Source organism: Oceanobacillus polygoni, assembly GCF_008304605.1.
GTDB lineage: Bacteria > Bacillota > Bacilli > Bacillales > Amphibacillaceae > Oceanobacillus > Oceanobacillus polygoni.
This window is the reverse complement of sequence record NZ_PIJY01000002.1, coordinates 1-23,839: the sequence shown is the minus strand read 5'-3', so window position 1 is coordinate 23,839 and position 23,839 is coordinate 1. Positions and strand designations below refer to the sequence as shown.

Genomic DNA, 23,839 nt, shown 5'->3' with positions numbered 1-23,839 from the left:
TTACTCAATTAGACTTTAACTTCGAAAACACTTCTTTTATGTTCTCTGGTGAGAATTGTAATTGATCAGGGGCTGTTGACTCCCATAGTTGATAATTTTCTCCGTTCATCTTCTTACGTAATTGCTTTGTTTCAAAAATCTTTATATCATATATCCAATTCGCCATCATTAACATGGCAGCCATATGTGCGCCTTCTGTCGTTGTACCACACATATCTTCCACTATATTAATCTGGTAATCACGGTAATAGGCATCCATTGCTGTAGCAAGAACACAGACGTCCGTGAGTACACCGCCAAGGATTAAATGCTTCACACCCAAACCTTTAAGCATCAGATCTAGATTCGATTCATAAAAACCACTATATCGATATTTATCAATAATTATGTCAGTTGCTTCCGGTTTGATCATGTCAGGGATTTCAATAGAATCCGTATTGGAATTATAATAGGAAGGTGTTCCATCCTCGTTCAGAGGCTCTCCATTTGCCAAACCAACTGCATCGCTTCGGTTGATGTGACGCGTGTAGATAACGGGGATTTTCATAGTTCGGCATGCACGGATAAGTTCCGCTGTGTTCTGCAGAATTCCATCCATTCCTACCACATCGGAAGTGCCGCCCTCTTTTTGTAAATCAATAAGCAATAAAGCTGTTTTTTTCACATCCAATCACATTTACTCCTTTCTTTAAATTATAGAAAAGATCCAATTAAAAATCGTAAAGTTAATACATTACGAAGCAAAATAACCGAATCGCTTTTTAAACATGGTTATGATCATAACGCAAAAAACCATTAAGGGCAAATGACTTAATGGTTTAATCTTGCTATTTATCTATTTTGTTAACGATAGCCGCACCAGTTATTCTTACGTACACTTCACTAGGATAGAAAAAGACACCCAATAGACTAGACGCTTTGTATCGCAAAATAATGACGATCTGCAATATAAGATTACTAGCCTCTTTCTTCCAATTGTCTAACTCTAGCTTCTAAATGTGAGCCAGAGGAACAAGTACTAGTTCTGCTATGTATATAGATAAAAATGGGACAGTGCATCTGCCTCCTAAAACAGTCCCTCCTACTTCAAAAAGGCAAAATCATATCCAAATTTTTAGCTTTGATGCCTGTTGAGCGTATAGCTTCTTCGCCACGGGATTATCTGCTTCCAGAGAAAAACTCTCCAAATCTGCCTGAATCTTTTGGAGCGTTGCAGCAACGAGCGGTCTTGCTTCTATAACAGATTTTCTTATTGATCCTCATATAAATCCACATACATATTGCCACGCGAATCTATTTGAGCTAAGAAGACATCCTTAATACTTTTAGCTCCTTGCTTCTGCACTTCTCCTTCTAACCATTCCTTTGAATACCCAAGATTCTCCAAGCTCTTTTTTAATATCTTTCCATCCATTATTAAGACGGTCGGTCCATGCTCCTGTTCCAATGGAATTCCTAGTGTTTGCGGTGTAACTGTCTGTTGGTTTGTTTTCAACAATACACTTAGCTTACCATTCGTTTCCAAAACAGCCATCTCTACATCGGAAACTTTAAAAGTACCTTTTTCTCTTAATAACAATAATAATTCATCGATTGTTATTAAATTATTTTTTAGATTCTTATACAATACCTCTCCGTTTTGTATTAAGATAGTTGCTTTACCGTCTGTAATGTTAGAAAAGATCATTGATTTCATACCAATGAAAGCTAAAATGATTGGAAATAAACCCCAAATAATTAGTGAAACTAATCCATTCATAATTTTAATGTTTTGGTCAATTGACAAGGCTGCAGCTATTGACCCAATCGTTATTCCCACACAATAATCAAAAAAAGTAAGTTGTGAAATTTGCTTCTTCCCCATAATCCGAGTCATCAACAATAATAAAAAGAACGCAGCTATTGATCGCATCAGAATCAAGAGAACCTCAGGCATTATTCAATCGCCCACCTTTCTATAGCTCAACTATATATTCGTATTATGAAGCAATCTATGTATAACCATTCATCAAATACGGAGGGCAATTAGGTATGAAAAAGATAAAAATCCTTTTAGCATTTTTAGCTATTATGCTAGCTGCACCAATCAAGTCAGAGGAGATAATTTCTTTGAACAATTGATCAGATTGAACAGGAAATAGACCCGTCGAATTGGGACAAGATTGCAGTCCAAACAGATGAGTAAAAAAAGATGTACCTAAAGAATAGTTATATGAAAGACGAAATGCCTTGCGTGAGGGTGACAAGAAGAAAGCAGTAAACTTACGTGATGATTTAAATGAACTAGGCGTATTTGTAATAGATCAAGGGGAAGAACAGCATGTCCGTACGATCAAGTTGTAGAAGACAAGAGAAAAAAAGCCTCATTGGCGCCAAAGCTACAAATAGAGCCTATCTACAATCTGCATGTCTATTTATTTAAACTAATTTATACTACAAGCACGCCATCAAAGTTCCCACTTTCGATGGCGTGTTCTTTACTTACTATACTCAACCCCAAACCTCATCCGCTACCTCTTTAATTAAACGGAGCTTCTCCCATTGCTGTTCTTCCGTTAAAACATTACCTTCTTCGGTTGATGCGAATCCACATTGTGCGCTGATGCATAGTCGGTTAATATCCACATATTGTGTCGCTTCTTCAATCCGGGCTTTAATCGCTTCTTTATCTTCTAGTTCACCCGTTTTGGATGAGAATAATCCTAAAACAACACACTTTCCCTCTCCAACATGCGCTAGAGGAGCAAAGTCTCCAGCACGATCTGTATCGTATTCTAAGTAATAGGCAGAAACGTTCTCTTTTGCAAATAAAGTGTTTGCGATTGGGTCGTACCCGCCAGAAGAGGCCCAAGTAGAATGATAATTTCCACGACAAACATGGGTTGTTACTACCAAATCCTCTGGCATCGATTCCCATGAAAACCACTTCCTTTTATTTGATTTATTATTTAAAGGTAAGTGTAGCATGGGAAATTGTTTATAAGGTAACACTTAAAATCTTTCACTTGCTATAGCTTTAAACTATAGCTGAATCTGACGTAGTCCCTCGTCAATGGATTCTCTTAAATAGTCAATATAAATCTCGGCAAGCCTTGAGTTTGTTACATGTTTATGTGTAATATAACCAACATGGATACGTTCATCTACCTTCAACGGGACAGCAATGATGTCTTTGCTGTTTAGTTTATGACTAATAACCCCAGTTGAAATCGTATAGCCATTTAATCCAATTAACAGGTTAAATAACGTGGCCCGGTCGCTAACCTTAATATTCTTTGGTCTGGAAAGGGTGCTTAAGATCTCCTCTGAAAAGTAAAAGGAGTTATAATCTCCTTGCTCATAGGAAAGGTATGGATAAGGGTCTAAATCAGCTAATGTTACATAATCTCTTGTCGCAAGTGGATTACTTGAGCTAATAAAAACATGTGGCTTGGCTACGAATAGCTCATGGAAAACTAAATCTCCTTCCCTTAAAAACTTAGAAATTACCTTCTTATTAAACGCATTGAGATAGAGCACGCCAATTTCACTGCGCAGGTTTTTTACATCTGCAATAATTTCATAGGTCCTTGTCTCTCGCAACGTAAATTCATATTCTTCCCGATCATAATCCTTTAGCAATCGAACAAAAGCACTGACTGCAAATGCGTAATGCTGAGCGGACACGGAGAAATGCTGCTGCTTCGGTTGTGTATCTGCATAGCGATTTTCAAGCAGGTCTGCCTGTTCAACAACCTGCCTCGCATAGCTTAAAAACTCTGATCCATCTTGTGTAATACTAATTCCCTTATTCGTTCGAGAAAAAATCGTAATCCCCATTTCCTTTTCAAGCTCTTTAATTGCATTTGAAAGGCTTGGTTGACTTATAAACAAATTCTGTGCTGCATGACTTATCGAACGACTCCTTGCAACTTCAATCACATATTTTAATTGTTGTAATGTCATCTTCATCCCAATTCCTTTTAATAGTATTATTCAGAATTATACACCCTTTTTAGTTTTGTTGTATCGATCAAAAAATAAGAGCAAACACGATGAATTATTCTTTAGGAACAAGGGGCTAGTTGATTCTCCTAGACAATCAACGATGATCCGTTCATTTTCCTAGGATGAACCGCGGTGTAAAATATGTAAAGAAAGCTGAGTTAAAGGACGACAGTGTACCCGTCCCCACCGAACCAACCATTAGCTCTCCCGATCATCTACTCACCCAAAAACAGAAAATCCCTCCTTTAATAATAATATCCAACAAGGCCGGGTAATCTATAGTTATCCGGATATAGAAACGGAGGTATACGTATAAACGATGAATAAATTATTTGCGATTTTCGTTTTCATTGGATTACCACTCTCCATCATCGGCTCCATTTTTCATTGGTCTGCCATCATGATGTTTATCATTTATTGTTTAACAATCGTTGCTTTAGCTGGCTTTATTGGTCGTGCTACGGAGAGCTTAGCAATTGTTTTAGGTCCAAGAGCAGGCGGCCTGCTAAATGCAACCTTCGGAAATGCAGTTGAACTTATTATCTCTATCTTCGCATTAAAAGCCGGGCTTATTGGAATTGTGCTCGCTTCGTTAACAGGCTCTGTATTAGGAAATTTACTGCTAGTTGGTGGATTATCCTTCTTTGTTGGCGGCCTCAAATATAAACGACAATCCTTTAATATCTATGAGGCGCGTCACAATGCTGGGCTGTTGATGTTTGCGGTTATTGTCGCCTTTGTTATTCCTGAGGTGTTTACACATACGATGAATCAACACGAAACGATGGTTTTAAGCGTTGGGATTTCGATTATTTTAATCGTGTTATATTTAGCTGCGTTATTATTTAAATTTGTTACCCATCGCGGGGTTTACCAAGTAGATGAAACACAACACGAAGCTGCTCATGAGGAAGAGCCGGAATGGGGGAAAACAAAAGCACTCTTGATTTTAGCACTTGCAACCGTTGCTGTTGCCTATGTTTCGGAGCACTTAGTAGCCACATTCGATATCGTCGGGGCAACATTTGGCTGGTCCGAATTATTTATTGGAATCATTATTGTTGCGATTGTTGGAAATGCAGCAGAGCATGCATCCGCGATCATCATGGCATATAAAAATAAAATGGATGTCGCGGTTGAAATTGCCGTTGGTTCCACACTACAAGTAGCCATGTTTGTCCTGCCAATTCTTGTATTGCTATCCCTCTTCTTTCCTACACCCATGCCACTTGTCTTCACATGGCCGGAATTAATTAGTATGGTAACAGCTGTGTTACTAATGATTACACTATCGAATGATGGGGATTCCAATTGGTTTGATGGGCTTGCTTTACTGGCGGCATATGTGATTATGGGGATTGGATTTTACTTTATTTAAATATCAAGCAGAAGGCCAGTATCCTTCATCGCATAAGAATACCGGCCTTCTTTTACGGGCGGCAAGCGCCTCGCCTATCCAATCCGACGAAGCAGATTCTCTTTTTCAACAGAATCCATGCACCTTAGAACCTCGCTAAACTTCTCTCTCCCCTCATAAATAAAAGTCTGTACTTCGGATTTAGTAGTATGGAGAACTTCACTAATCTCCTGGTCGGATAAGTGATACCACGCATCCATAATGATAGCCACCCGCTTGTTAAAAGGAACATTCAGCAGCAAGGGGAGAATACCTTTTGCAGAAGTCACTTCATCCAGATTTAAGCCTTCCTTTAACCTTTCTTGCGCAAGAATTACCATTGATTGATACAACCATATCGAAAACCTTTTATTGGATTTTAAAAAATCATTCATATGAGCATGAGCATACAGAAATGTGTCACTAGCAAGCTCTTCTGCTTTCTCCTCATTACCGATCATCAAGATACAAATGTTATATACCGATTGCCGATAGTGCTCAACAATCTTTTGAAAAGCTTTCACATTCCCCTTCTTTACCTGCCTCATGGTACGTTTTCCAATCTCTTTCAACCTTCTCCCCTCGCTTTCCTAGTCCTATGAAACTTCCCGCTTCTCCGGGCCATCTACTTCCGAAAATACTACCGTTACAGTAGTTCCTATATTTTCTTTGGATTTAACAAGGATGGAACCTTGATGCAGCTTAGCAATCTGCAGGGCAATGCTCATGCCAAGACCCGTCCCTTCCTTACTTTCCTCTGTATTGGTCCCTCGGTAATACCGACTAAATAGATTATCCTTCGTTTCCTCATCCATACCAACACCATTATCGATTACACTTATTTTGAGCTCTTGATTATTTGTTGTCTCTTCCACCCGAATAACGACAGAGGTTCCTGGCGGGTTATGATTCATCGCATTATAAATCAGATTGTCCATCATTCGTTCAAATAATCGTTCATTGAGCTGTACGACACGATTCGATTCAAATGGCTCAAAGGAAATGATATAGTCCTGGAACGTGATATCATTCGTAAACTTTTTCATGACCCTTTCCAAAAAAGAATTCATCTCCACAGCTTGGAGTGAAACGAGAGCAGCATTATTCTTCAATTGAAAGCTAAGGGTAAAGTCTTCAATCAGCTTCACCATGTAATCACTTTTTTCATAGATTGTTTTCTCAATATCCTTTAGCTCTTGCTCGGACCACTCGTATTCTCCACTTTCTAATAATCTCCCATACCCTTCCATTGTCGTTAGCGGGGTACGAAGATCATGAGAAATCCCTGCCATCCATTCCTCTCTCGTCCTTTCCAATTGCTCTCGTTCTTTTCGCGAAGCATCAAGCTTCTGTGCCATCTCATAAAAGGCATAGAAAACCTCTCGATACAACCTGTAGCGCCACTTGATCTTTCCATTTTTCCGAAAGATATGTTTCTTCTCGCGCTCTGTTAAAACCTCTTCATATTGGCCATTGCCCATTCTGCCTAGCCAATTGGCAAACACCAATAATGGGTTCCCATACCTGAAGCCATTCCAAACGGAAATAACAATTGTAAGGAGTAGTACAATTGCTGCCGTAATGGATAGACCGATTAACGTTGCCTGGTAGGTTTCTAAATTGATTTCTCCTTTATGTATATTTGGTGTATAAAGCACCCATAAATCACCTGTCTCGGCATCACGATACGTCTGTTGCTTGGTCGAATACATATCCGGGGATATACTTCGTTTAAAAGCATCTAACGGTATTTCTTCTTCACGTTCTGCTTTCCCAAGGGACATCCTCTGTTCCCCGTTACTTCCATAAATCTCAAGTGTTCCTTCAACCTCTAGTAATTTTTCATTTACTGCGGAAACGTCCTGCTTAGCAATCATTCCATTCTCGTTATATGCCCCAACAAGTTCATCCAGCAAGAGGCCTGCTTCAGTCTCATGCCCTAAAACAAATAAATAATCGGTTTCATAGAACGTTTCTAAATAAAAAGTCAGCTCATACCCCTTATAGGACTCATTTTCCTTCATGAGCAATAAATCATGCATACTATAATGATCAGGAAAATCATCCGGCGCATTTCCAGCATCCATCACGTCACCTTGTTCATTAATAATTTGCACCCAAATATCTTCGTCTAGCCCTTCACTCCAGCCCTCACGCATCTTTAATTCCCGAAATGAGTCGCCAGCATCCAACATCGATATTTCCTCAAGTTTCGCTTGATAATAATTGTGTCCAGCTTGATCCTCTGTCATCAATCCAATGGTAAGTACTAACGTAATCGCAACAACAAGTACCATTAAAATGGCAATCGAAATAAATTGAATGGAAAAGTGCATAAACAAACGTCTTCTAAGCTTTTTCATCTTACATGTTCCTTCACTAGCTTGTATCCTAAACCTCGAACCGTCGTCAAATAAGTTGGTTTACTCGGGGTCTCTTCAATTCGCTCTCTGATTCTTCTAATATGTACGGATACCGTATTTTCATCGACATAGTGATCAAATCCCCATACCGCATCAAGTAGTGCAGCTTTTGAAAAGACCCGATTCGGATGCTTGCAGAGGTAAAGCAGTAACAAATATACCTGTGTCGGACAGGGAACAACCTTTCCATTCACGATGAGCTCACCCGCATGTTCATCAACGGCAAAGCGACCAAAGTCATACCGTTTGGTTGGCTTTGTACGTTGTTCTGCTCTTGGATGAGATTCAGTTCTTCTAAGATGCGCCTTGATTCTTGCTGCGACCTCCAACGGATTAAACGGCTTTGTTACATAATCGTCCCCACCTGTTGCAAATCCGGTAAGGACATCCAAGTCAGAAACTCTCGCCGTCAAAAAGAGAATATACGCACTAGTAAGCTCCCTCATTTTTGGACTTAGATCAAACCCGCTACCATCAGGAAGCATCACATCAAGAATAATAATATCGATAGGATGTTCGGATACGCACGCTAGTGCTTCCTTCCCTGTAAAAGCTGTATATATATGCTCAAATCCTTCTTTTCTTAACATTAACCCCAACATTTTTACGATGGCTTTTTCATCATCAACAATTAAAATATGCGCCTCATTTCCCATATTTTCCACCTCAACGCCATTCTACCATGGAAAGTTTACGATTAGTTGAACAATATGAAGGAATACGTTATAAATTGTTAAGATTCTGTTCAATTACGGGAAATTTACGGCTGGTACCTTAGATGTACAACGAACAGAGAGGAAGTACATGCATGAAACAAAGAATACGTACAATTGATGGACTAAGAGGTTTTAGTTTACTCGGAATTCTGATCGCAAATATGCTGATTTTCCAATACGGGATATTTGGCAAAGATAGTCCTGAGCATTTTCAACTAGCTTCACTTGATACCGTTGCCTATGTTTGGACAAAGATTTTTGTAGAATCTAGTTTTTTACCTATTTTTATGTTTTTATTTGGCTATTCCTTGATCAAGTTTCAAGAAAAGCTGGAAAGAAATCAGTTGAAAGGAAAAAGACATCTCGTACGACGGTTTCTCTTATTCTTTGTATTTGGACTGGTCCATTCCATTTTCGTTTGGGAAGGAGATATCTTGCTGGCATATAGCTTAATAGGATTCGTAATGCTTCTTTTTATGAACCGAAAAAAGAAAACCCTGCTCGTTTGGGCAATTATCTTGTTCGTTTTAACCTCTCTCATGGGATTTGGTGAGGTTGTACAAACGGAAAAAGACATTCAACTGATGGAATCCTATATTCAGGAGGAAACGGATGCTTATTCAAGCGAGAATTATGCCGATGCACTCGCATTTCGAAAAAGTGGCGAATTGCCATTTGATTTACCGGAATTCTTTTATGTGCTAATGCTTATTTTCACTCCTCTTTTAATTGCGCCACTCGTTTTACTTGGCATGTACGCCGCAAAGAGCAATTGGTTTTCGAATCCGAAACAGGAGAGAAAATGGTATATTCGAGGTGCATTTGGGTTTGGGTTAACAGGTTTATTGCTCAAGAGCTCCCATTATATAATCAATGATCCGAGTTGGACGGAGGGTGCTTACAGTATCGGAGCAATCTTCTTAGCACTTGGGTATATTTTCGGCTTTTCTATCCTTTATACAAAGGAAACAGGGAAAATCCTATCCTCCTTTGAACAAGTTGGTCGATTGTCGCTGACAAATTATTTAATGCAAAGTATTATCTGTACGGCTATTTTTTATGGATATGGCTTAGGACTCTTTGGCAAGCTGGGAGTGTCCTTGGGGATTTTGTTAGCGATCGTTATTTTCGTGGTGCAAATTCTTTTTAGTCAGTTTTACTTGAAGTTCTTTAGAATCGGGCCGTTTGAGAAGGTGATGCGAATTGGTACCCACATGTCTTGGAAAGGACAGGTAAAGCAGGAGAACGGCGAAAGCGTAGCCTAATAAAATTAATTGAATGGTTATAAAGGGCTTGGGTTATCCAAGCCTATTTATTTAGTCAACACCTATAAAAGTTTGATATAGATTTCCTTTTAGGTAGGGAACCTCCTTTATTTTTGTCTTTATTCTGTGAAAACATGGTTGAAATATTTTCGATATACAAGTATGATTACTATATAGTTTGTTTGGTAGTCAAACTAATAGTGAATTAACATCATACAGGGATTTGTAATCCACAGTATGTAAGCGCTAAACTATAAATTTGTGATCGCTTTCGTTAATCAAACTAACAAAAGCATGAAAAACACCGGCAATTAGAGAATATACAACACGAAAAAACTCAAGGAGGGTATATGGTGAAGAAATCAGTCATCACGTTATTTACATTATTACTATTGTTTATACTTGCAGGTTGTCAAGCTGCTGCCGAAAAATCTGGAGCGATGGAACTAAAATTAGCTCATAACCAAACGCTTGATCATCCTGTTCACATCTCTTTAGTAGAATTTGGACGATTAGTAGAGGAAAAATCCAATGGGGATATCAAAATTAGAATCTACCCGAATGCTCAATTAGGCAGTGAACGAGAAGTAACGGAATTAACACAAACAGGTGCAGTAGATTTAGCCAAAGTAAGTGCAAGTGCTTTGGAAGCGTTTGAATCCGACTACTCTATCTTTAGTCTTCCATATGTTTTTGAGGATTACGACATGTTCGAAAAAGTCATGAACAATGAAAATGTAACCGATAAATTGTATAACCAAACGGAGGGCATGGGATTTATTGGGTTAACTTATTATAATGCAGGGGAAAGACATCTTTATACAAAAAATAGAGAAGTAAATGATATACCTGATATGAAAGGGCTTAAAGTTAGAGTACAGCCTAGTCAAACGAGTGTTCAAATGATCGAAGCTTTAGGCGGAATACCAACTGCGATGGCGTATGGTGAAGTATATACCGCTATCCAATCTGGTGTTATCGATGCAGCTGAAAATAATGAAACCGCATTAGTAGGCAACAACCACGGTGAAGTTGCAAAATATTACATGTACACAGGACATCAAATTGTACCTGATATGTTTATCATGAATGCAAATCGATTTAACCAACTATCCGAGGAACATCAGGAGATTATTAAAGAGGCTGCTAAGGAATCCACCGTTTTTCATGAAGATGTATGGGCAAAAACCGTTCAAGAACAGACAGAAACTGCAAAAAATGAAATGGGTGTAAATTTTATCGATGTGGACAAATCCCCATTTATTGAAGCCGTGCAACCGCTTCATGAAAACTATTCCAATAACGAAAATACAGCGGAAATTTATCAACTAATACAGGAGGCGAAAAAAGATGAATAAAGCAAAGAAATGGGTTGATACGTTTTTATTAAGTCTCTCTTCGATCCTTCTTATTGCCATGGTGGTTCTATCAATCTGGCAAGTGCTGGCAAGGTATGTACTGAACATCGCCTCCCCAGGGACGGAGGAATTAACGAGATTTATGCTTATATGGTTTGGTTTAATTTCCGCGGCTTACGTATTTGGAGCTAAGAAACATATCGCTATTCTCTTCTTGAGAGAAAAATTCAGTTGGAAAACGCAACTTTCCCAGGAGAGATTAACCGACATGCTTGTTATCTTGGTTGCTTCCGTCCTTATGGTATTTGGCGGAATTCGAGTTGTTATCCTTACTTCTGCTCAAATGGCAGCAGCAACTGGTATTCCGATGGCATTTGTTTACCTGTCGCTGCCACTATGCGGATTATTTGTCATCTTTTATACCATCCATGGCATGTTAACGAATAAAATTACAGGAAAAGAGGAGGTAGGAGTCTAATGATCGCAATAGCAGGTTCGGTACTTTTTATCAGTTTTATTTTACTCATGTTAATTGGGGCTCCTATCGCAGTTGCGATTATCCTAAGCTCTGTTCTTACTTTCTTCACCGTTTTACCATTTGACGTCGCACTGATGACTTCTGCTCAACGAATGATTACTGGAATTGACAACTTTACGATGTTGGCCATCCCATTATTTGTATTAGCCGGAATCATTATGAATAACGGTGGGATTGCATTTCGTCTTGTAAACTTTGCTAAAGTACTCGTTGGAAAATTACCCGGCTCCTTAGCTCAAACGAATGCTGTTGGGAATATGTTATTTGGCTCCATAGCCGGTTCTAGTGTCGCATCCGCTGCAGCCATGGGACGGATTATGGGTCCAATGCAACAAAAACAAGGATATAAGAAGACATTCTCAGCTGCGGTAAATATCGCATCCGCTCCAACTGGATTAATCATCCCACCAAGCTCTGTATTGATTGTTTATTCACTTGTGAGTGGTGGGACATCAGTTGCTGCATTATTTATGGCTGGCTATATCCCGGGAATTCTGTGGGGACTAGCAGTTATGGTTGTTGCCTTTTTTATGGCCAAAAAGGAAAAATACCCAGTTTCCCCATTACCTAATATAAAAGATATTTTATATATTATTGGTAGTGCGATTCCTAGTCTATTTTTAATCGTCATCGTTATTGGTGGTATCGTTGCAGGGATATTCACCGCGACAGAAGGGGCAGCTGTTGCCGTGCTTTACTCAACGCTTTTGGCAATTATTTATAAGGGACTTAAATGGAAGGACATCCCTGGCATACTGAAGGAAACAATTGAAATTACTGGGATGATTCTATTCTTAATTACATCGTCTGCTTTATTCTCTTTAGTGATGTCGTATTTAGGCTTACCAGCAGCTATTAGTGAATCATTATTATCGATTACAGAGAGTCAAACTGGTTTTCTTTTAATCATGATTACGATCCTGCTCTTGGCTGGAACCTTTTTGGATATTACACCAGCAGTATTAATCTTTACACCAATCTTTTTACCTGTAGCACAAACCTTCGGAATGGATCCGGTTCATTTTGGAATGATTCTTTGCTTCGGACTATGTATTGGTAATATGACACCACCTGTTGGTAGTGCCTTATTTGTTGGTGCAACAGTAGCGAACGTAAGAATTGAACAAGTAATCAGGCCACTACTCCCATATTTTGCGGCTGTTATTATAGTACTGTTATTTGTAACGTTCTTTCCACAGCTGTCATTGTTCTTACCAAACCTGTTCAATCTATAATTGTTCCAGGTTGTAACGCTGTGATTTTTAAGGAGAGATGGGGACAGGGATATTACCTGTCCCCTTTGTTCATGTTCAATTCCTTCTATAAATGTAATTTTTCTTTGTATATTTTTAGAATGTTTTTACCTTTCCACCATAATTCACTTAACTTATCATAAAGTTTCGTCATTAAGAGGAAAGGGAAACGGATACTTAATAGTTCTAACGAGTAAGTGGACAAAAATTACAAAAGGAGTGCTCACATGCCAACATATAACAAACTAGTTCGTGATCGAATCCCTGAAATCTTGAAAAACGCTGGCAAGGATCTAAAAACAGAAACACTAAATCATGATCGCTATATTCTTGAACTCAAGAAAAAGTTAAGTGAGGAAGTTGGAGAATATCAGAGTGCTTCAACGAAAGAAGAGGAGTTGGAGGAACTGGCAGATATTTTGGAATTAGTGCATTCCCTTCTACGTGTACATGGGGCTTCTTTTGAAGAATTAGAACAAATTCGAGCTCATAAAGCTGCTGAGCGTGGAGGTTTTGATGAAAAAACCTTTCTAATCGAGGTGGAAGACTAACAGTGGGGACAGATCTGCCCCCACTACTTCTTTTTCAAACGAAATAAATAAATCGACTTATATCCTTGAGATAATATATCAGCCATTTGCGCCTGGCGTTTATCCCGTGTTTTCTGTTGTTTCTCAGAAAAGATATAGCGAGCCCAATCTTTTTGATAGCCCGGGGTTAGTCCCTTTTGAGACTCCCACGGCTAAAGCCGCTAGCTCGAAACCTAAAGGTTTAACGAGTGGGATTCTTGCATGACTTACCGTTCGAAGTCCATTTCTGTTTTGAACAGCCTGCAAGTTAAGGAGCATCTCATTGCCCCACCCTGTTTCGCTGTTACCACGACACTAATTCTTTTTCATCTTCTCCTCGGATAGCCCGCTCACTGCTTTTGAAATATTTATGGCGGCATTTATATCTGCATGGCTTCGGTAGCCACACTTCTTACAACAAAAAGCATCTCTGTTCCGGTTTCGCTTGTCAACATATCCACATTTGCACATTTGCACATTTGGGAGGTGTAGGTTGGATGCACATACTCAACCATGAGTCCTGCCATTTGTGCCTTGTATGCAATAAACTGTTGCAATTGATAAAGGGACCAACGATGCAAATTACGCCCTGCTTCTTTTGTTGTATTCCTAGAATGTCGGATACCTGTCAAATCTTCCATTCGAATGAGATGAACACCGTTCTTCAATGCGAATTCGATAATTTGACGGCTTATCTTATGGTTTGCTTCCTTCATCCAGTCGGATTCTTTGTTTTTCGATTTACGAATAGCTTCAAGCTTCTTCAACCTGCCAAGCTTTCGTCTACGGGAAGTGAAACCTTTTCTTCGATATGCGAGTTCTTTCCCAGAGAAGAAGAGGGTAGTCGTCCCAACAGAACAGACGGCAAGCTGGCGCAAACCGATATCAATACCCATGGTTTTAGCTTGATCGGGTTGCTTTTGTTTTACTTCAAAGGACAAGCTGATTGCGACAAACCATCGCCCTCTTTTTTCAAAAAGTTCTGTCGTGCCTTGTTTAACCTCACTAGACAAAAGTTTGTCCAGCCATGGCTTCCCGCGATCTGTACAGACAACTCGGACACCAATCCGCTTTTCTAGTGTTGGAAAAGAGACTTTATATAATCCGTTTTCTCTCTCCACCTTAAAGTTTTGATTATTGAAGCCACACCACATACGGCGAAAAAGTTTCGTTTTCTGTTTTTTCTTTTTGGATTTTACGGTTTGAATTGTTTGATTGACGACAGCTGCAGGAAATCGCTCATCCGAATAACGTTTAAACACTTTCGAAGTAGCTGTTTGAAGTCCCTCAAAATGCAATAACCAATTCGAAAAAGCAGTATTAATCGCTGTCATCTTTCAGTATATTGCCATTTTCTCTTTTGTCGGTTTTTGAAGCTCCAGCTTCAGTGTGATCGTTTGCACGTTGTTCACCTCCTGCTTCTATTTATAACACAAATTAGAACTCTTGTTCTGTTTTAGTGTTGCTTTTAGGTTAAGATTAAGAAAACATTTTCAAATACTTAAAGTGGTACAAACCTTCGCTTTTTATTACCACTCCGTATTTGACCTCACTTTCATCCCACGTCTAAAGACAGTGGGCTTTCTCGTTCGGAAAATCTGTAATGTAAAATAGATATGTACAGAAACAAAGAAGCCCCCTATTTACATAAGGGACTTCTGAAGAGCTTTAATTTTAGCTCTGCTCGTTAATCATCATCACGCTCATTATCGTCATCGTCGTTGTCATCACCGTCGTCATCATCATCTTCGTCGTCTCCCTCAACATCAATGACTTCTCCTGTTTGTGCATCAATTAAGATTTCATATTCATCGCCACCTGCTGCATCTACTTCCACTTCATAGAAAAGGTAGCCATCCTCATTTTCCAGTTCAACTTCATCAATCGTTCCAGGTATTCTTTCCAATGCAATCTCTTTACTTTCCTCTACCGTTATATTGACTTCCTGCAATTCCTCATAGCGATCATCCGAATCAGCCGACACAGTCATACCAGTTGTTGCAGTTCCAATCATTAAAACAGCGATTGATGGAATAGCATGCTTCTTCCACTTTTTCATTTTGAATACCTCCTAAGTTTTATTTTGTTACACCCCTATCCTAATCTATGAATGTAAAGAGAGTTTGAATTATCGATGTTAATCCGATTAAAGATTATTACAGTTGTTTTAATTGTATAACCACTAGTGTAAGTGGCCATATTTCCTATTAATGAAGCAACATATAAGCTTAAGGCAGGAATTCAGGATGGTAGGATATTTCAATAGGATAACGGATAAGTATTATAAATCGAGTAGTAGATTTTCTTGTTGCGCATTCAACTTTAAATAGCAGCAAATATCATAGAACAAACGAAGTTAACTGTAAAAGGACAAGTCGCTGGCACTTTCAAAATCAGAGTAATTACATTTGCGCAAATAGCCAGGAATGCAATCAGCACGTAACAAATATGAAAAACATACAAGATTTCTTTGAACGTAGACACAATAAAATAGACCAGCTTATTAATAAGCGCAAAAAAGTGGATTTGAACATGTTCAAATCCACTTTTCCCTAATTATGTGTAGACTAAATCTGTTTTTAACAGCGAATAAATATTAATATCAACAAAGTTTCCTTTTGATTTTTCGTATTGTCTTAATGTCCCCTCAAATGTGAAGTTCAATTTTTGCAGTACGTGTATGGAATTTACGTTTCCGGCTTCTACCTTTGCTTCTACTCTATTGAGCTGTAAGTTTTCAAAAGCAAGGTTTATTAATGCCCGAATTCCTTCTGGAGCATAGCCCATACCCCATTTGCTTTTAGCGATATCATATCCTATTTCTACTCGGGCGTTCTCAGAATCAATATAATTAAAGCCGCACGTTCCAATAATTTCATTGGTTTTTAAATCTATCATACTGTAACGTATTGCTTTACCTGTCTGAGACAATTCATCGAGTAATTCAATCATTTCTTTTGCCTGTGATTCGTTTGTAAAACGAGAGATGTTCATGAATTTTGTAACGTCTGGGTCAGACCAGATGTTAAATAAGGCTGGTGAATCGGACACTTTCATTTTACGTAAATGCAGTCTGTTAGTGAATAGTTCTTTTTTCAATACTTTTACCTCCAAAAATTTAAATTAGCTGGATGAAAAAATATTGCCATCTGCGCATAATTCAGTCCCTTCAACAGTAGATAGCCTTATTATAGGGCTTGCTTTGAAAGACTTCAATATATCTAGGTGAATACTTCTATTTTTCTAGTGCATGTATTAAGCTTCATACACCACTCAACAGCGCTCCTCTTAAGCCGTTTTCTTCAACTTCTTCGCACCATAATTCCCAAGAGACTGAATGATTTGAACGAGGACAATTAAGATAATAACCGTGCCAAACATTACTGGTAAATCCCATTGCTGATACCCATATCGGAGAGCAAGGTCACCAAGACCTCCTGCTCCAATGACACCTGCCATTGCTGTCGCACCAATTAAGCCAATCAAGGCAATCGTCATACAAAGTAGAATTCCGGAACGTGCTTCCCTAAGAATAATACGTGTAACAATTTGGCCACGCGATGCTCCCATACCTCGATATGCTTCAATAATGCCGTAATCCACTTCGAGTAAAGCCGTTTCAACAAGCCTTGCAATAAAGGGAGCAATATAAACGATAAGCGGAACAATCGCTCCTCGAATTCCGATTGATGTACCTACAATTAATTCCGTAAAAGGGATGATAGCTAACATTAAAATAATAAATGGAAGCGACCTGATAATATTAACAACTGTATTTAATAGTTGAAACACCCATCTATTCGGGGCAAGGTGATCCGCTCTTGTAATAACAAGCAATACTCCTAAAGGTACCCCAATGATTGTCGCAATCACAAGTGAAATGGCTACCATTAAAATCGTTTCATATAAAGATATAGAAAATAACGGGAGCAGTTCATCAAATCTTTCCATCATTGAGCTAATACCTCCTTATGCCTTTCATCTAATTCCAAGCTTACATCCACATGGTATACCGCATCCTTTAGATAAGAGATTGCCTGTTTTAAATTAGCTTCATCACCAGAAATATGGACTAATAAAATACCTAATGGCGTCCCTTTTAAATACGTAATGGATCCATGTACAATATTTGTAATGACGGAATATCTGGATGAAATAACGTTTAAAACAGGATCTAAAGCTGATTCACCTCGGAAAGCTAAGCGCAAAATATAGGAATGACCAGATTCTCGTAATTTTACCAGCATATCCTCCGTAATCGTATCATCATATAAATTCCTTAAGAAGCTCTTCGTAGTCGCTTCTAATGGATTACTGAATACGTCGATCACAGTTCCCTGCTCAATTACCTCTCCATTTTCCATAACAGCTACACGATCACATGTTTTTTTGATGACATCCATTTCATGCGTAATGAGAACAATCGTTAATCCTAGCTTTTTATTAATATCTAACAGCAATTCTAGTATTGAATCTGTCGTTTGCGGATCTAAAGCAGAAGTTGCTTCATCACATAATAAAATTTCGGGATCCATTGCTAAAGCACGAGCAATACCAACACGCTGCTTTTGTCCGCCAGATAGATTAGCAGGATATTGATTCGCTTTATCCTCTAGCCCAACAAGCAACAGCAATTCTTCCACTTTCTGCCCGATTTCCTTTTTCGGAACGTGATTCATGCGAAGAATTTCCGCTACATTATCAAACACATTACGAGAAGCTAAGAGATTAAATTGCTGAAAAATGATGCCAATCTTTTTCCGTACGTTTCGCAATTCCCTTTCATTCAATGTCAATAGATTCTTCCCCTTAACATTTACTTCCCCACTTGTTGGTTTTTCAAGAAGATTAATCATACGTAATAACGTGCTTTTTCCTGCTCCGCTAAAACCAATAACTCCGAAAATCTCTCCTTCTGATACGTTAAGATTTATATTTTTTAAAGCTTCTACTTTCGTTTTTCCAACGTTAAACGTCTTATTAATATTTTTTAATTCGATCAACGAAGCCACCTCCTAATCGATTTGAAAGGGATCATCTGTGACAATAATGACGTCCTTGTATCTTTCTTCAATAAATTCTTTTACTGCATCGGAATGATACAATTCTACAATTCGTTTATAATCGGCGTTATCTTTGTCCTCTTCCTTAGCTGCTACTACCATCGGAAATTCCATTCCGGTTTCTAAATAGATCGCGTCCTTTGCTGGTTCCATACCTTGGTCAAAAGCATGTGTACTAGCCACTGTTCCAACATCAATGCTCCCCAATGTTCTGAGCATTAATGGCCCCTCTATTTCGGTGAACTTGAAGTTTCTTGGATTTTCATCAATATCATTTAAGGTTAAAAGTCCGTCCTTTGATTTTACCGTGATTAAACCTGCTTCTTCATAGAGAAGCAGGGAGCGCCCTGTATTAACAGGATCATTTATTACTCCTAATGTCGCTCCATCAGGGATTTGATCCACACTCTCGTACTTTTCAGAGTAGATGCCTGTCGTACTGTTATATGTTGTACCTAGTGCCACAAGAGGGTCATTACGATCTTCCACATATTGAGCTAGAAATTGTTTGGTTTGGAACATATTTAAATCTAGTTCCCCACCATTCAGAGCACGATTTGGCGTAATGTAATCATTAAATTTTACAATTTCTAACTCAATTCCTTCTTTTTTAGCTTCCTCTTGGACGATATTCGTAATTTCCTCAGGCGGGCCTCCAGTTACTCCTATTTTAATTGTTTCATTTCCCGATGCACCTGAGCTTGCACAGCCAGCAAGTATTATAAAAATTGATAAAACCAATAGATTTAATAGGATTTTATTCATTCAACTTCTTCCTTTCCCATTTAAAATGTTTGTTGATTGCATGTTAAGCATTTGTCTTTAACTTTACGTTTGGATATTCCAACCCAAGATGATCTCTCAGTGTTGTTCCTTCATAATCTGTTCTAAAAAGTCCGCGATTTTGCAATTCAAGTGTTACATAATCCACAAAATCCGAAACCCCACCCGGTAAATAAGGGATTTTCACATTAAAACCATCACATGCCTCACCGAGAAACCACTCGCTTAATTTGTCTGCAACCTGGTCTCCTGATCCGACAACAAATAAATGACCTTGCCCTCTAGCGAACAATCGAGCGATTTGTCTAATCGTTAAATTTTCCTTGCGGGATAGCTCTGATAAGATTTTAAATCTGCCTTTTTCTCCGTTATATTGATCTAAGCTTGGTACTTCAGGAAGCAGGGTGTCAGGTGAATGTTCAATTAAATCGATACCGAGATACCTTGATAACATGCCAATACCTAATTCTGGTAAAATAAGTTCCTGAAAGTGTTCCAGCTTTTCTTCTGCTTCTTTTTGCGTTTGACCTACAAAAGGTACAACACCGGGCATAATTTTAAATTGATTGGGATCTCTCCCATAGCTTTTTACTTTTTGCTTCATTTCTATATAAAAGGCTTTACCTTCTTCAACGGTTGAAGATGCAATTGTGAAAAATACATCAGCTACTTTTGCCGCAAATTCTTGCCCCCTTGGAGAGGCACCAGCAGATATAAGCACTGGATTTCCTTGAGGTGACCTAGGAATATTTAAAGGTCCTCGTACGTTATAGTAATTTCCTTCAAAATGAATTGGGCTGATTTTACTGCCATCCAAAAACTTCCCCTTCTCTCGATCGAATAATAATGTATCATCTTCCCAACTATTCCAAAGTTCCTTTGTAACTTGAACGAATTCCTCACATCTCTCGTATCTTAATGAATGATCCAAATGCTGCGATTTCCCGTAATTTTGCGCTTCATTATCATGTGCTGAAGTTACAATATTCCACGCGGTACGTCCACCACTTAAGTGATCCTGCGTTGAAAACTCCCGCGCGACATTGTATGGATGATGATAGGTCGTCGATAAGGTCGATGCTAAACCAATTTTATTTGTTACAGCAGTAAGAGCTGCCATTAGCGTAGGGCCTTCCAGCCTTATTTGCGGTGTATATTCGATATCCTCCTCGTTGTGTGCAAGCACATCTGCGATAAAAAGCATATCGAACTTCCCTTTCTCCGATAGTTCTGCGACCTCTTTATATAAACTCAAGTCAAGCACTTCTTCTGTTTTCGTTTCTGGATAGCGCCATGCGGCAAGGTGATGCCCCAAGTAAGTTGTAAAAAAAGAACCTAAATGCATGTGATCGTTTCGCATTAAAATCTCCCCCTATTGATGAACTACTTGTTTTTTTCGATAGTCCTCGATGGCATGTGCAGCAATTTGATTAATAACCATATCTGGATGCGGCGGATTATAAAGCCCGCATTGCACATCTCTAAAATACCGTTCCAATGGAAGGTCTTTCGATAACGCATTTCCGCCTGCAATATTCATGGCTAACTTAACAATTTTTATTGCGTTATTGCACACCGTATATTTTGCAATAGCCACTTCATTGGATAAGTTATTTCTCAAGCCCAGCGGGCTATCCCACTTCTCCGCTAGTGAGTAAAGGTAACTACGTGCAACACTTAAATGAATATCGATTTCACCAATTTTCTGCTTCACATGTGCAGCTTCGGAAATCACATTTCCAAGACTTGGCGAATATTTATTTTCCGCATAATCGATAATGAAGTCCCTTGCAGCAGTGGCGACACCAAGGTAAATTGCTGGAATTTGTAAGGTATAGGCACTGCTATTTCCGGTAAACCGATTTTCCTTTTCGGAATAGGAAAGAAGTGCGTCATCTGGTACAAAAACTTGATTCATCTCCACATCGTGACTGCCAGTACTCCTCATTCCTAATGCGTTCCACGTGTGAATAACACTTACTGATTCATCCTTCTCGATTAGAAATTCAGCTACTTTGTCTTCCTCTTCCACGTAAGCTAAAACAGTAAAATGTTTTACGATCGGTGATAGAGTGGCGAATGATTTTCTGCCATTAATCACAAAGCCACCTGCCGTTTTCTTGGCAATTGTTGTTGGCTTACCACCTCTCACAATATTCCCAGCACTGCTTTCTGTGGCAAAAACATTCAACAAGCTCCCACGTTGTACGGCATCTTGGCATAGCCTCTGAAAAACTTCCTCCTTCCAAGGGCGATAATTGCTTAGACTAAAGAAAGTCATTAAATGCCACCCAACAGCTAAAGCTGTTGAACCAGATCCTTTAGCCAATTGTTCCTGAACCAATAATATTTCATATAGGGAAAGCTCATCCCCACCATATTCTTTGGGAATGGTTAACTTAAAATATCCTTCCTTTTCCAATAGCTCAAAATGCTCAAAAGGAAAGTCACCCGATTCATCGTATTTCGCAGCAGTTAATTGAATTTCATTAGAAAGTCTTTTTCCGTATTGTATAAGCTTTTCGTCTTTAGCATTTCGAATATAATAATCTTGTTCATGCATGGATAAGCGCCTCATTTCTGTACTTTATTGGCATTATTGCAGTCTTTCATTTTTGAATCAGCAAAATAAGTTACCCTATGAAATTACTTGGTTTAGAACTATAAAAAAACCCCCTTCAAAATAAGAAGAGGGTTACAAATTTGTTGTATCTCTTCTTATCTTTCAAGCCTTCGTTAGCTTGCTGGAATTGGCATAGTACTACTAAATAGTCTACTGCCGAGGTATCAATGGGCCAGTCCCTCCACCTCTCTGGATAAGAAAAATTTCAGATTAAATTGTTGAAGTAAACTTTAGATCATTTTACTTTCATTGTCAAGTGAATTTTTAGAATTTTTTATATTGGGCGATTTGATTGAGAACCACTAAAATACCTCACCAATTATTACAAATGATTTAGTGGGTATCTTTTATGTGGCTTTCTCTGTAATGAAGTGAAATTATATAATCAATCTTCCAGCTTATTAATTTCCACACGATTGACTCTTCGTTCATTTACTTCCAGCACTTTAAATTCTAAGTTATCATAGATGAACGTCTCGCCGGCTTCAGGCAAGAACTTATACCTATTGATAATAAAACCAGCCAAGTTATCAGCTTCCTCTGGAATATCCGTTTGAAAAACATTGTTTAATCGATGCAAGGATAGCTTTGCATCACAAATAATTTGTGTATCTGTTTGACGGTGGATTAGTAAATCTCCTTCGTCTGTCTCATCTTCAATATCTTGGCCTATCATCGTTTCAATTAAGTCTTCATGGGTAATTAATCCTTCCGTTCCCCCATACTCATCTAAAACAATTGCAATATGTTTCTTTTCTTTCATCATCCGTTTAAAAACTGTATCAATCGGATTAAATTCGTGAACATACAATGGATCCAAGTCTGAATAGTCTCGAATGCCTTTCTCAGGATTATTTGCCCATGCTAATATAAATTTCGAGTGAAATACACCGACGATATGGTCAACGTCCCCATCATAAATAGGATAGCGCGTGTAATGATTTGCTAATAAAAATTCGCGTGCTTCATCAAATGACATATCAACAGGGATGGATTTCATCTCGACACGGTGCGTTTGCAGCACGTCCGCAACATTTAAATTTTTGAAATCTAATACCGACTTTAAGCGGTACATATCATCATTTTTAAACGTCCCCTCCGTATGTGCAATATCCACCATTGCTCGCATCTCTGCCTTTGAAATCGTTATTTGGTTATCTGGATCTTGTCCTAAAAATTTAATGACTGTTCTTGTCAACAAATTCAATAAGAAGATAAACGGCTTCAAGATTAAGAGGATAATCATGGTTGGATAATACACGATATGCGCAATTCTTTCAGGAAATGCTGCTGCAATAGACTTAGGCATCACTTCCGCAAAAATAATAATCAATACCGTTAACACAGCTGTAGTTATGCCTATAGGCCAACTATACTCAAGTGCTACGATCGTAACCAACGAAGGAAGCACAATATTGGGCACATTATTTGCAATTAATATACCTGGAATAAACAAGTCAGGATTGTCGACTAGCTTTAATAAGCGTGCTGATTTTTTATCACCATTTGCTGCTTTTAGTCGCAACTTCATTTCATTTGTTGCCGTCAACGCTGTTTCGCTCCCAGAAAAATAACTGGAGGCGATGAATAATAAAATGATGAAAATAATTAATAGGCTCAAACCTTTTTCACCCTTCTCTACTTCTGTTGTTCTCTATGTTTTAATCCTAATTCCTATGTTCCCCTTACTTACATTTATCATAACAGAATGAGAAGAATCCTACCTTTTTGAATTAACAGCCTTTTTAATCCATAAAACTTTCTATTTTCATCGATTATAGCCACTTGAACTACTCCACCTTAATTTCCTACGAAATTTGAAGATGGAGATTCCTAAGAACACCTTCGTAACCGAAAGTTTCGAT

General features: G+C 38.5%; 21 protein-coding genes, 4 pseudogenes and 1 riboswitch. Of the genes and pseudogenes, 7 read left to right on the top strand and 18 right to left on the bottom strand.

All coding sequences use genetic code 11. From position 1 onward, the window contains the following. Nucleotides 1–4: 4 nt before the first annotated feature. The 3 genes from F1560_RS00835 to F1560_RS00825 form a co-directional block, all read right to left on the bottom strand. Nucleotides 5–664, bottom strand: coding sequence for a cysteine hydrolase family protein (locus F1560_RS00835; RefSeq protein WP_246811892.1), 660 nt, complete (start codon nt 662–664; stop codon nt 5–7). 436 nt (nt 665–1,100) lie between these two features. Beyond that, nucleotides 1,101–1,187, bottom strand: coding sequence for a hypothetical protein (locus F1560_RS22340; protein WP_245347860.1), 87 nt, complete (start codon nt 1,185–1,187; stop codon nt 1,101–1,103). Between the two features lie 62 nt (nt 1,188–1,249). Further along, entirely contained in the window at nt 1,250–1,936 is a 687-nt protein-coding gene (locus tag F1560_RS00825) for a YetF domain-containing protein (RefSeq protein WP_149472786.1), read from the bottom strand. A gap of 272 nt (nt 1,937–2,208) precedes the next feature. Between F1560_RS00825 and F1560_RS22705 the strand changes: the two are divergent. Further along, a pseudogene (locus tag F1560_RS22705) lies at nt 2,209–2,343 on the top strand (CysS/YqeB C-terminal domain-containing protein); the annotation flags it as partial. 147 nt (nt 2,344–2,490) lie between these two features. On the opposite strand, the pseudogene F1560_RS00820 reads toward F1560_RS22705, so the two are convergent. Both F1560_RS00820 and F1560_RS00815 read right to left on the bottom strand, forming a co-directional pair. Next, nucleotides 2,491–2,913: pseudogene (locus F1560_RS00820) on the bottom strand (uroporphyrinogen decarboxylase/cobalamine-independent methonine synthase family protein); the annotation flags it as partial. A gap of 108 nt (nt 2,914–3,021) precedes the next feature. Beyond that, a complete protein-coding gene (locus F1560_RS00815; protein ID WP_149472785.1) occupies nt 3,022–3,945 on the bottom strand; it encodes a LysR family transcriptional regulator in 924 nt (307 codons plus the stop codon). Nucleotides 3,946–4,306: 361 nt separating this feature from the next. Between F1560_RS00815 and cax the strand changes: the two genes are divergently transcribed. Next, nucleotides 4,307–5,365, top strand: coding sequence for a calcium/proton exchanger (gene cax / locus F1560_RS00810; RefSeq protein WP_149472784.1), 1,059 nt, complete (start codon nt 4,307–4,309; stop codon nt 5,363–5,365). Between the two features lie 74 nt (nt 5,366–5,439). On the opposite strand, the gene F1560_RS00805 is transcribed toward cax, so the two are convergent. Genes F1560_RS00805 through F1560_RS00795 form a run of 3 tightly spaced genes read right to left on the bottom strand, consistent with a single transcriptional unit; the run spans nt 5,440 to nt 8,462 of the window. Next, nucleotides 5,440–5,955 carry a sigma factor gene (locus tag F1560_RS00805; protein WP_149472783.1) on the bottom strand — a complete coding sequence of 172 codons (516 nt, stop codon included), beginning with the start codon at nt 5,953–5,955 and terminating at the stop codon, nt 5,440–5,442. A 24-nt stretch (nt 5,956–5,979) separates the two neighbouring features. Beyond that, the gene (locus F1560_RS00800; RefSeq protein WP_149472782.1) at nt 5,980–7,746 is read right to left on the bottom strand and encodes a sensor histidine kinase; all 1,767 of its coding nucleotides are present in this window, start codon (nt 7,744–7,746) and stop codon (nt 5,980–5,982) included. Next, nucleotides 7,743–8,462 carry a response regulator transcription factor gene (locus F1560_RS00795; RefSeq protein ID WP_149472781.1) on the bottom strand — a complete coding sequence of 240 codons (720 nt, stop codon included), beginning with the start codon at nt 8,460–8,462 and terminating at the stop codon, nt 7,743–7,745. The genes F1560_RS00800 and F1560_RS00795 overlap by 4 nt, the downstream gene beginning before the upstream one ends. A 152-nt stretch (nt 8,463–8,614) precedes the next feature. Between F1560_RS00795 and F1560_RS00790 the strand changes: the two genes are divergently transcribed. From F1560_RS00790 to F1560_RS00770, 5 genes are all read left to right on the top strand, one after another. Further along, nucleotides 8,615–9,787, top strand: a complete 1,173-nt coding sequence (locus tag F1560_RS00790) for a DUF418 domain-containing protein (RefSeq protein ID WP_149472780.1) — start codon at nt 8,615–8,617, stop codon at nt 9,785–9,787. 350 nt (nt 9,788–10,137) lie between these two features. After that, on the top strand, nt 10,138–11,145 hold the full coding sequence (locus tag F1560_RS00785) for a TRAP transporter substrate-binding protein (RefSeq protein WP_149472779.1): 1,008 nt from the start codon (nt 10,138–10,140) through the stop codon (nt 11,143–11,145). Then, a complete protein-coding gene (locus tag F1560_RS00780; RefSeq protein WP_149472778.1) occupies nt 11,138–11,623 on the top strand; it encodes a TRAP transporter small permease in 486 nt (161 codons plus the stop codon). The genes F1560_RS00785 and F1560_RS00780 overlap by 8 nt, the downstream gene beginning before the upstream one ends. Beyond that, the gene (locus tag F1560_RS00775; RefSeq protein WP_149472777.1) at nt 11,623–12,918 is read left to right on the top strand and encodes a TRAP transporter large permease; all 1,296 of its coding nucleotides are present in this window, start codon (nt 11,623–11,625) and stop codon (nt 12,916–12,918) included. Before F1560_RS00780 ends, F1560_RS00775 begins: the two co-directional genes overlap by 1 nt. A 245-nt stretch (nt 12,919–13,163) precedes the next feature. Further along, nucleotides 13,164–13,487, top strand: coding sequence for a nucleoside triphosphate pyrophosphohydrolase (locus F1560_RS00770; RefSeq protein ID WP_149472776.1), 324 nt, complete (start codon nt 13,164–13,166; stop codon nt 13,485–13,487). Between the two features lie 23 nt (nt 13,488–13,510). Here the strand turns inward: F1560_RS00770 and F1560_RS00765 are convergent. From F1560_RS00765 to F1560_RS00720, 10 genes and pseudogenes are all read right to left on the bottom strand, one after another. Beyond that, a pseudogene (locus F1560_RS00765) lies at nt 13,511–13,663 on the bottom strand (YdeI/OmpD-associated family protein); the annotation flags it as partial. Between the two features lie 157 nt (nt 13,664–13,820). After that, a pseudogene (locus tag F1560_RS00760) lies at nt 13,821–14,839 on the bottom strand (RNA-guided endonuclease TnpB family protein). A 353-nt stretch (nt 14,840–15,192) separates the two neighbouring features. After that, nucleotides 15,193–15,564 (bottom strand): PepSY domain-containing protein, encoded by a 372-nt coding sequence (locus F1560_RS00755; protein ID WP_149472775.1) that lies wholly within the window; start codon nt 15,562–15,564, stop codon nt 15,193–15,195. A gap of 497 nt (nt 15,565–16,061) precedes the next feature. Continuing rightward, the gene (locus F1560_RS00750; protein ID WP_149472774.1) at nt 16,062–16,604 is read right to left on the bottom strand and encodes a GNAT family N-acetyltransferase; all 543 of its coding nucleotides are present in this window, start codon (nt 16,602–16,604) and stop codon (nt 16,062–16,064) included. 189 nt (nt 16,605–16,793) lie between these two features. Then, nucleotides 16,794–17,456, bottom strand: coding sequence for a methionine ABC transporter permease (locus F1560_RS00745; RefSeq protein WP_149472837.1), 663 nt, complete (start codon nt 17,454–17,456; stop codon nt 16,794–16,796). Beyond that, complete coding sequence (locus tag F1560_RS00740; RefSeq protein ID WP_149472773.1) at nt 17,456–18,508, bottom strand: methionine ABC transporter ATP-binding protein; 1,053 nt, start codon at nt 18,506–18,508, stop codon at nt 17,456–17,458. The genes F1560_RS00745 and F1560_RS00740 overlap by 1 nt, the downstream gene beginning before the upstream one ends. Nucleotides 18,509–18,520: 12 nt before the next feature. Then, nucleotides 18,521–19,333: a MetQ/NlpA family ABC transporter substrate-binding protein gene (locus F1560_RS00735; RefSeq protein WP_149472772.1), complete on the bottom strand. Its 813-nt coding sequence runs from the start codon at nt 19,331–19,333 to the stop codon at nt 18,521–18,523. A 43-nt stretch (nt 19,334–19,376) separates the two neighbouring features. Further along, nucleotides 19,377–20,711 carry an LLM class flavin-dependent oxidoreductase gene (locus F1560_RS00730; protein ID WP_245347856.1) on the bottom strand — a complete coding sequence of 445 codons (1,335 nt, stop codon included), beginning with the start codon at nt 20,709–20,711 and terminating at the stop codon, nt 19,377–19,379. 12 nt (nt 20,712–20,723) lie between these two features. Then, nucleotides 20,724–21,914 (bottom strand): acyl-CoA dehydrogenase family protein, encoded by a 1,191-nt coding sequence (locus F1560_RS00725; RefSeq protein WP_149472771.1) that lies wholly within the window; start codon nt 21,912–21,914, stop codon nt 20,724–20,726. A 152-nt stretch (nt 21,915–22,066) separates the two neighbouring features. Beyond that, nucleotides 22,067–22,174: riboswitch (SAM riboswitch) on the bottom strand. A gap of 185 nt (nt 22,175–22,359) precedes the next feature. Next, entirely contained in the window at nt 22,360–23,595 is a 1,236-nt protein-coding gene (locus tag F1560_RS00720) for a hemolysin family protein (protein ID WP_149472770.1), read from the bottom strand. Between the last annotated feature and the right edge of the window lie 244 nt (nt 23,596–23,839).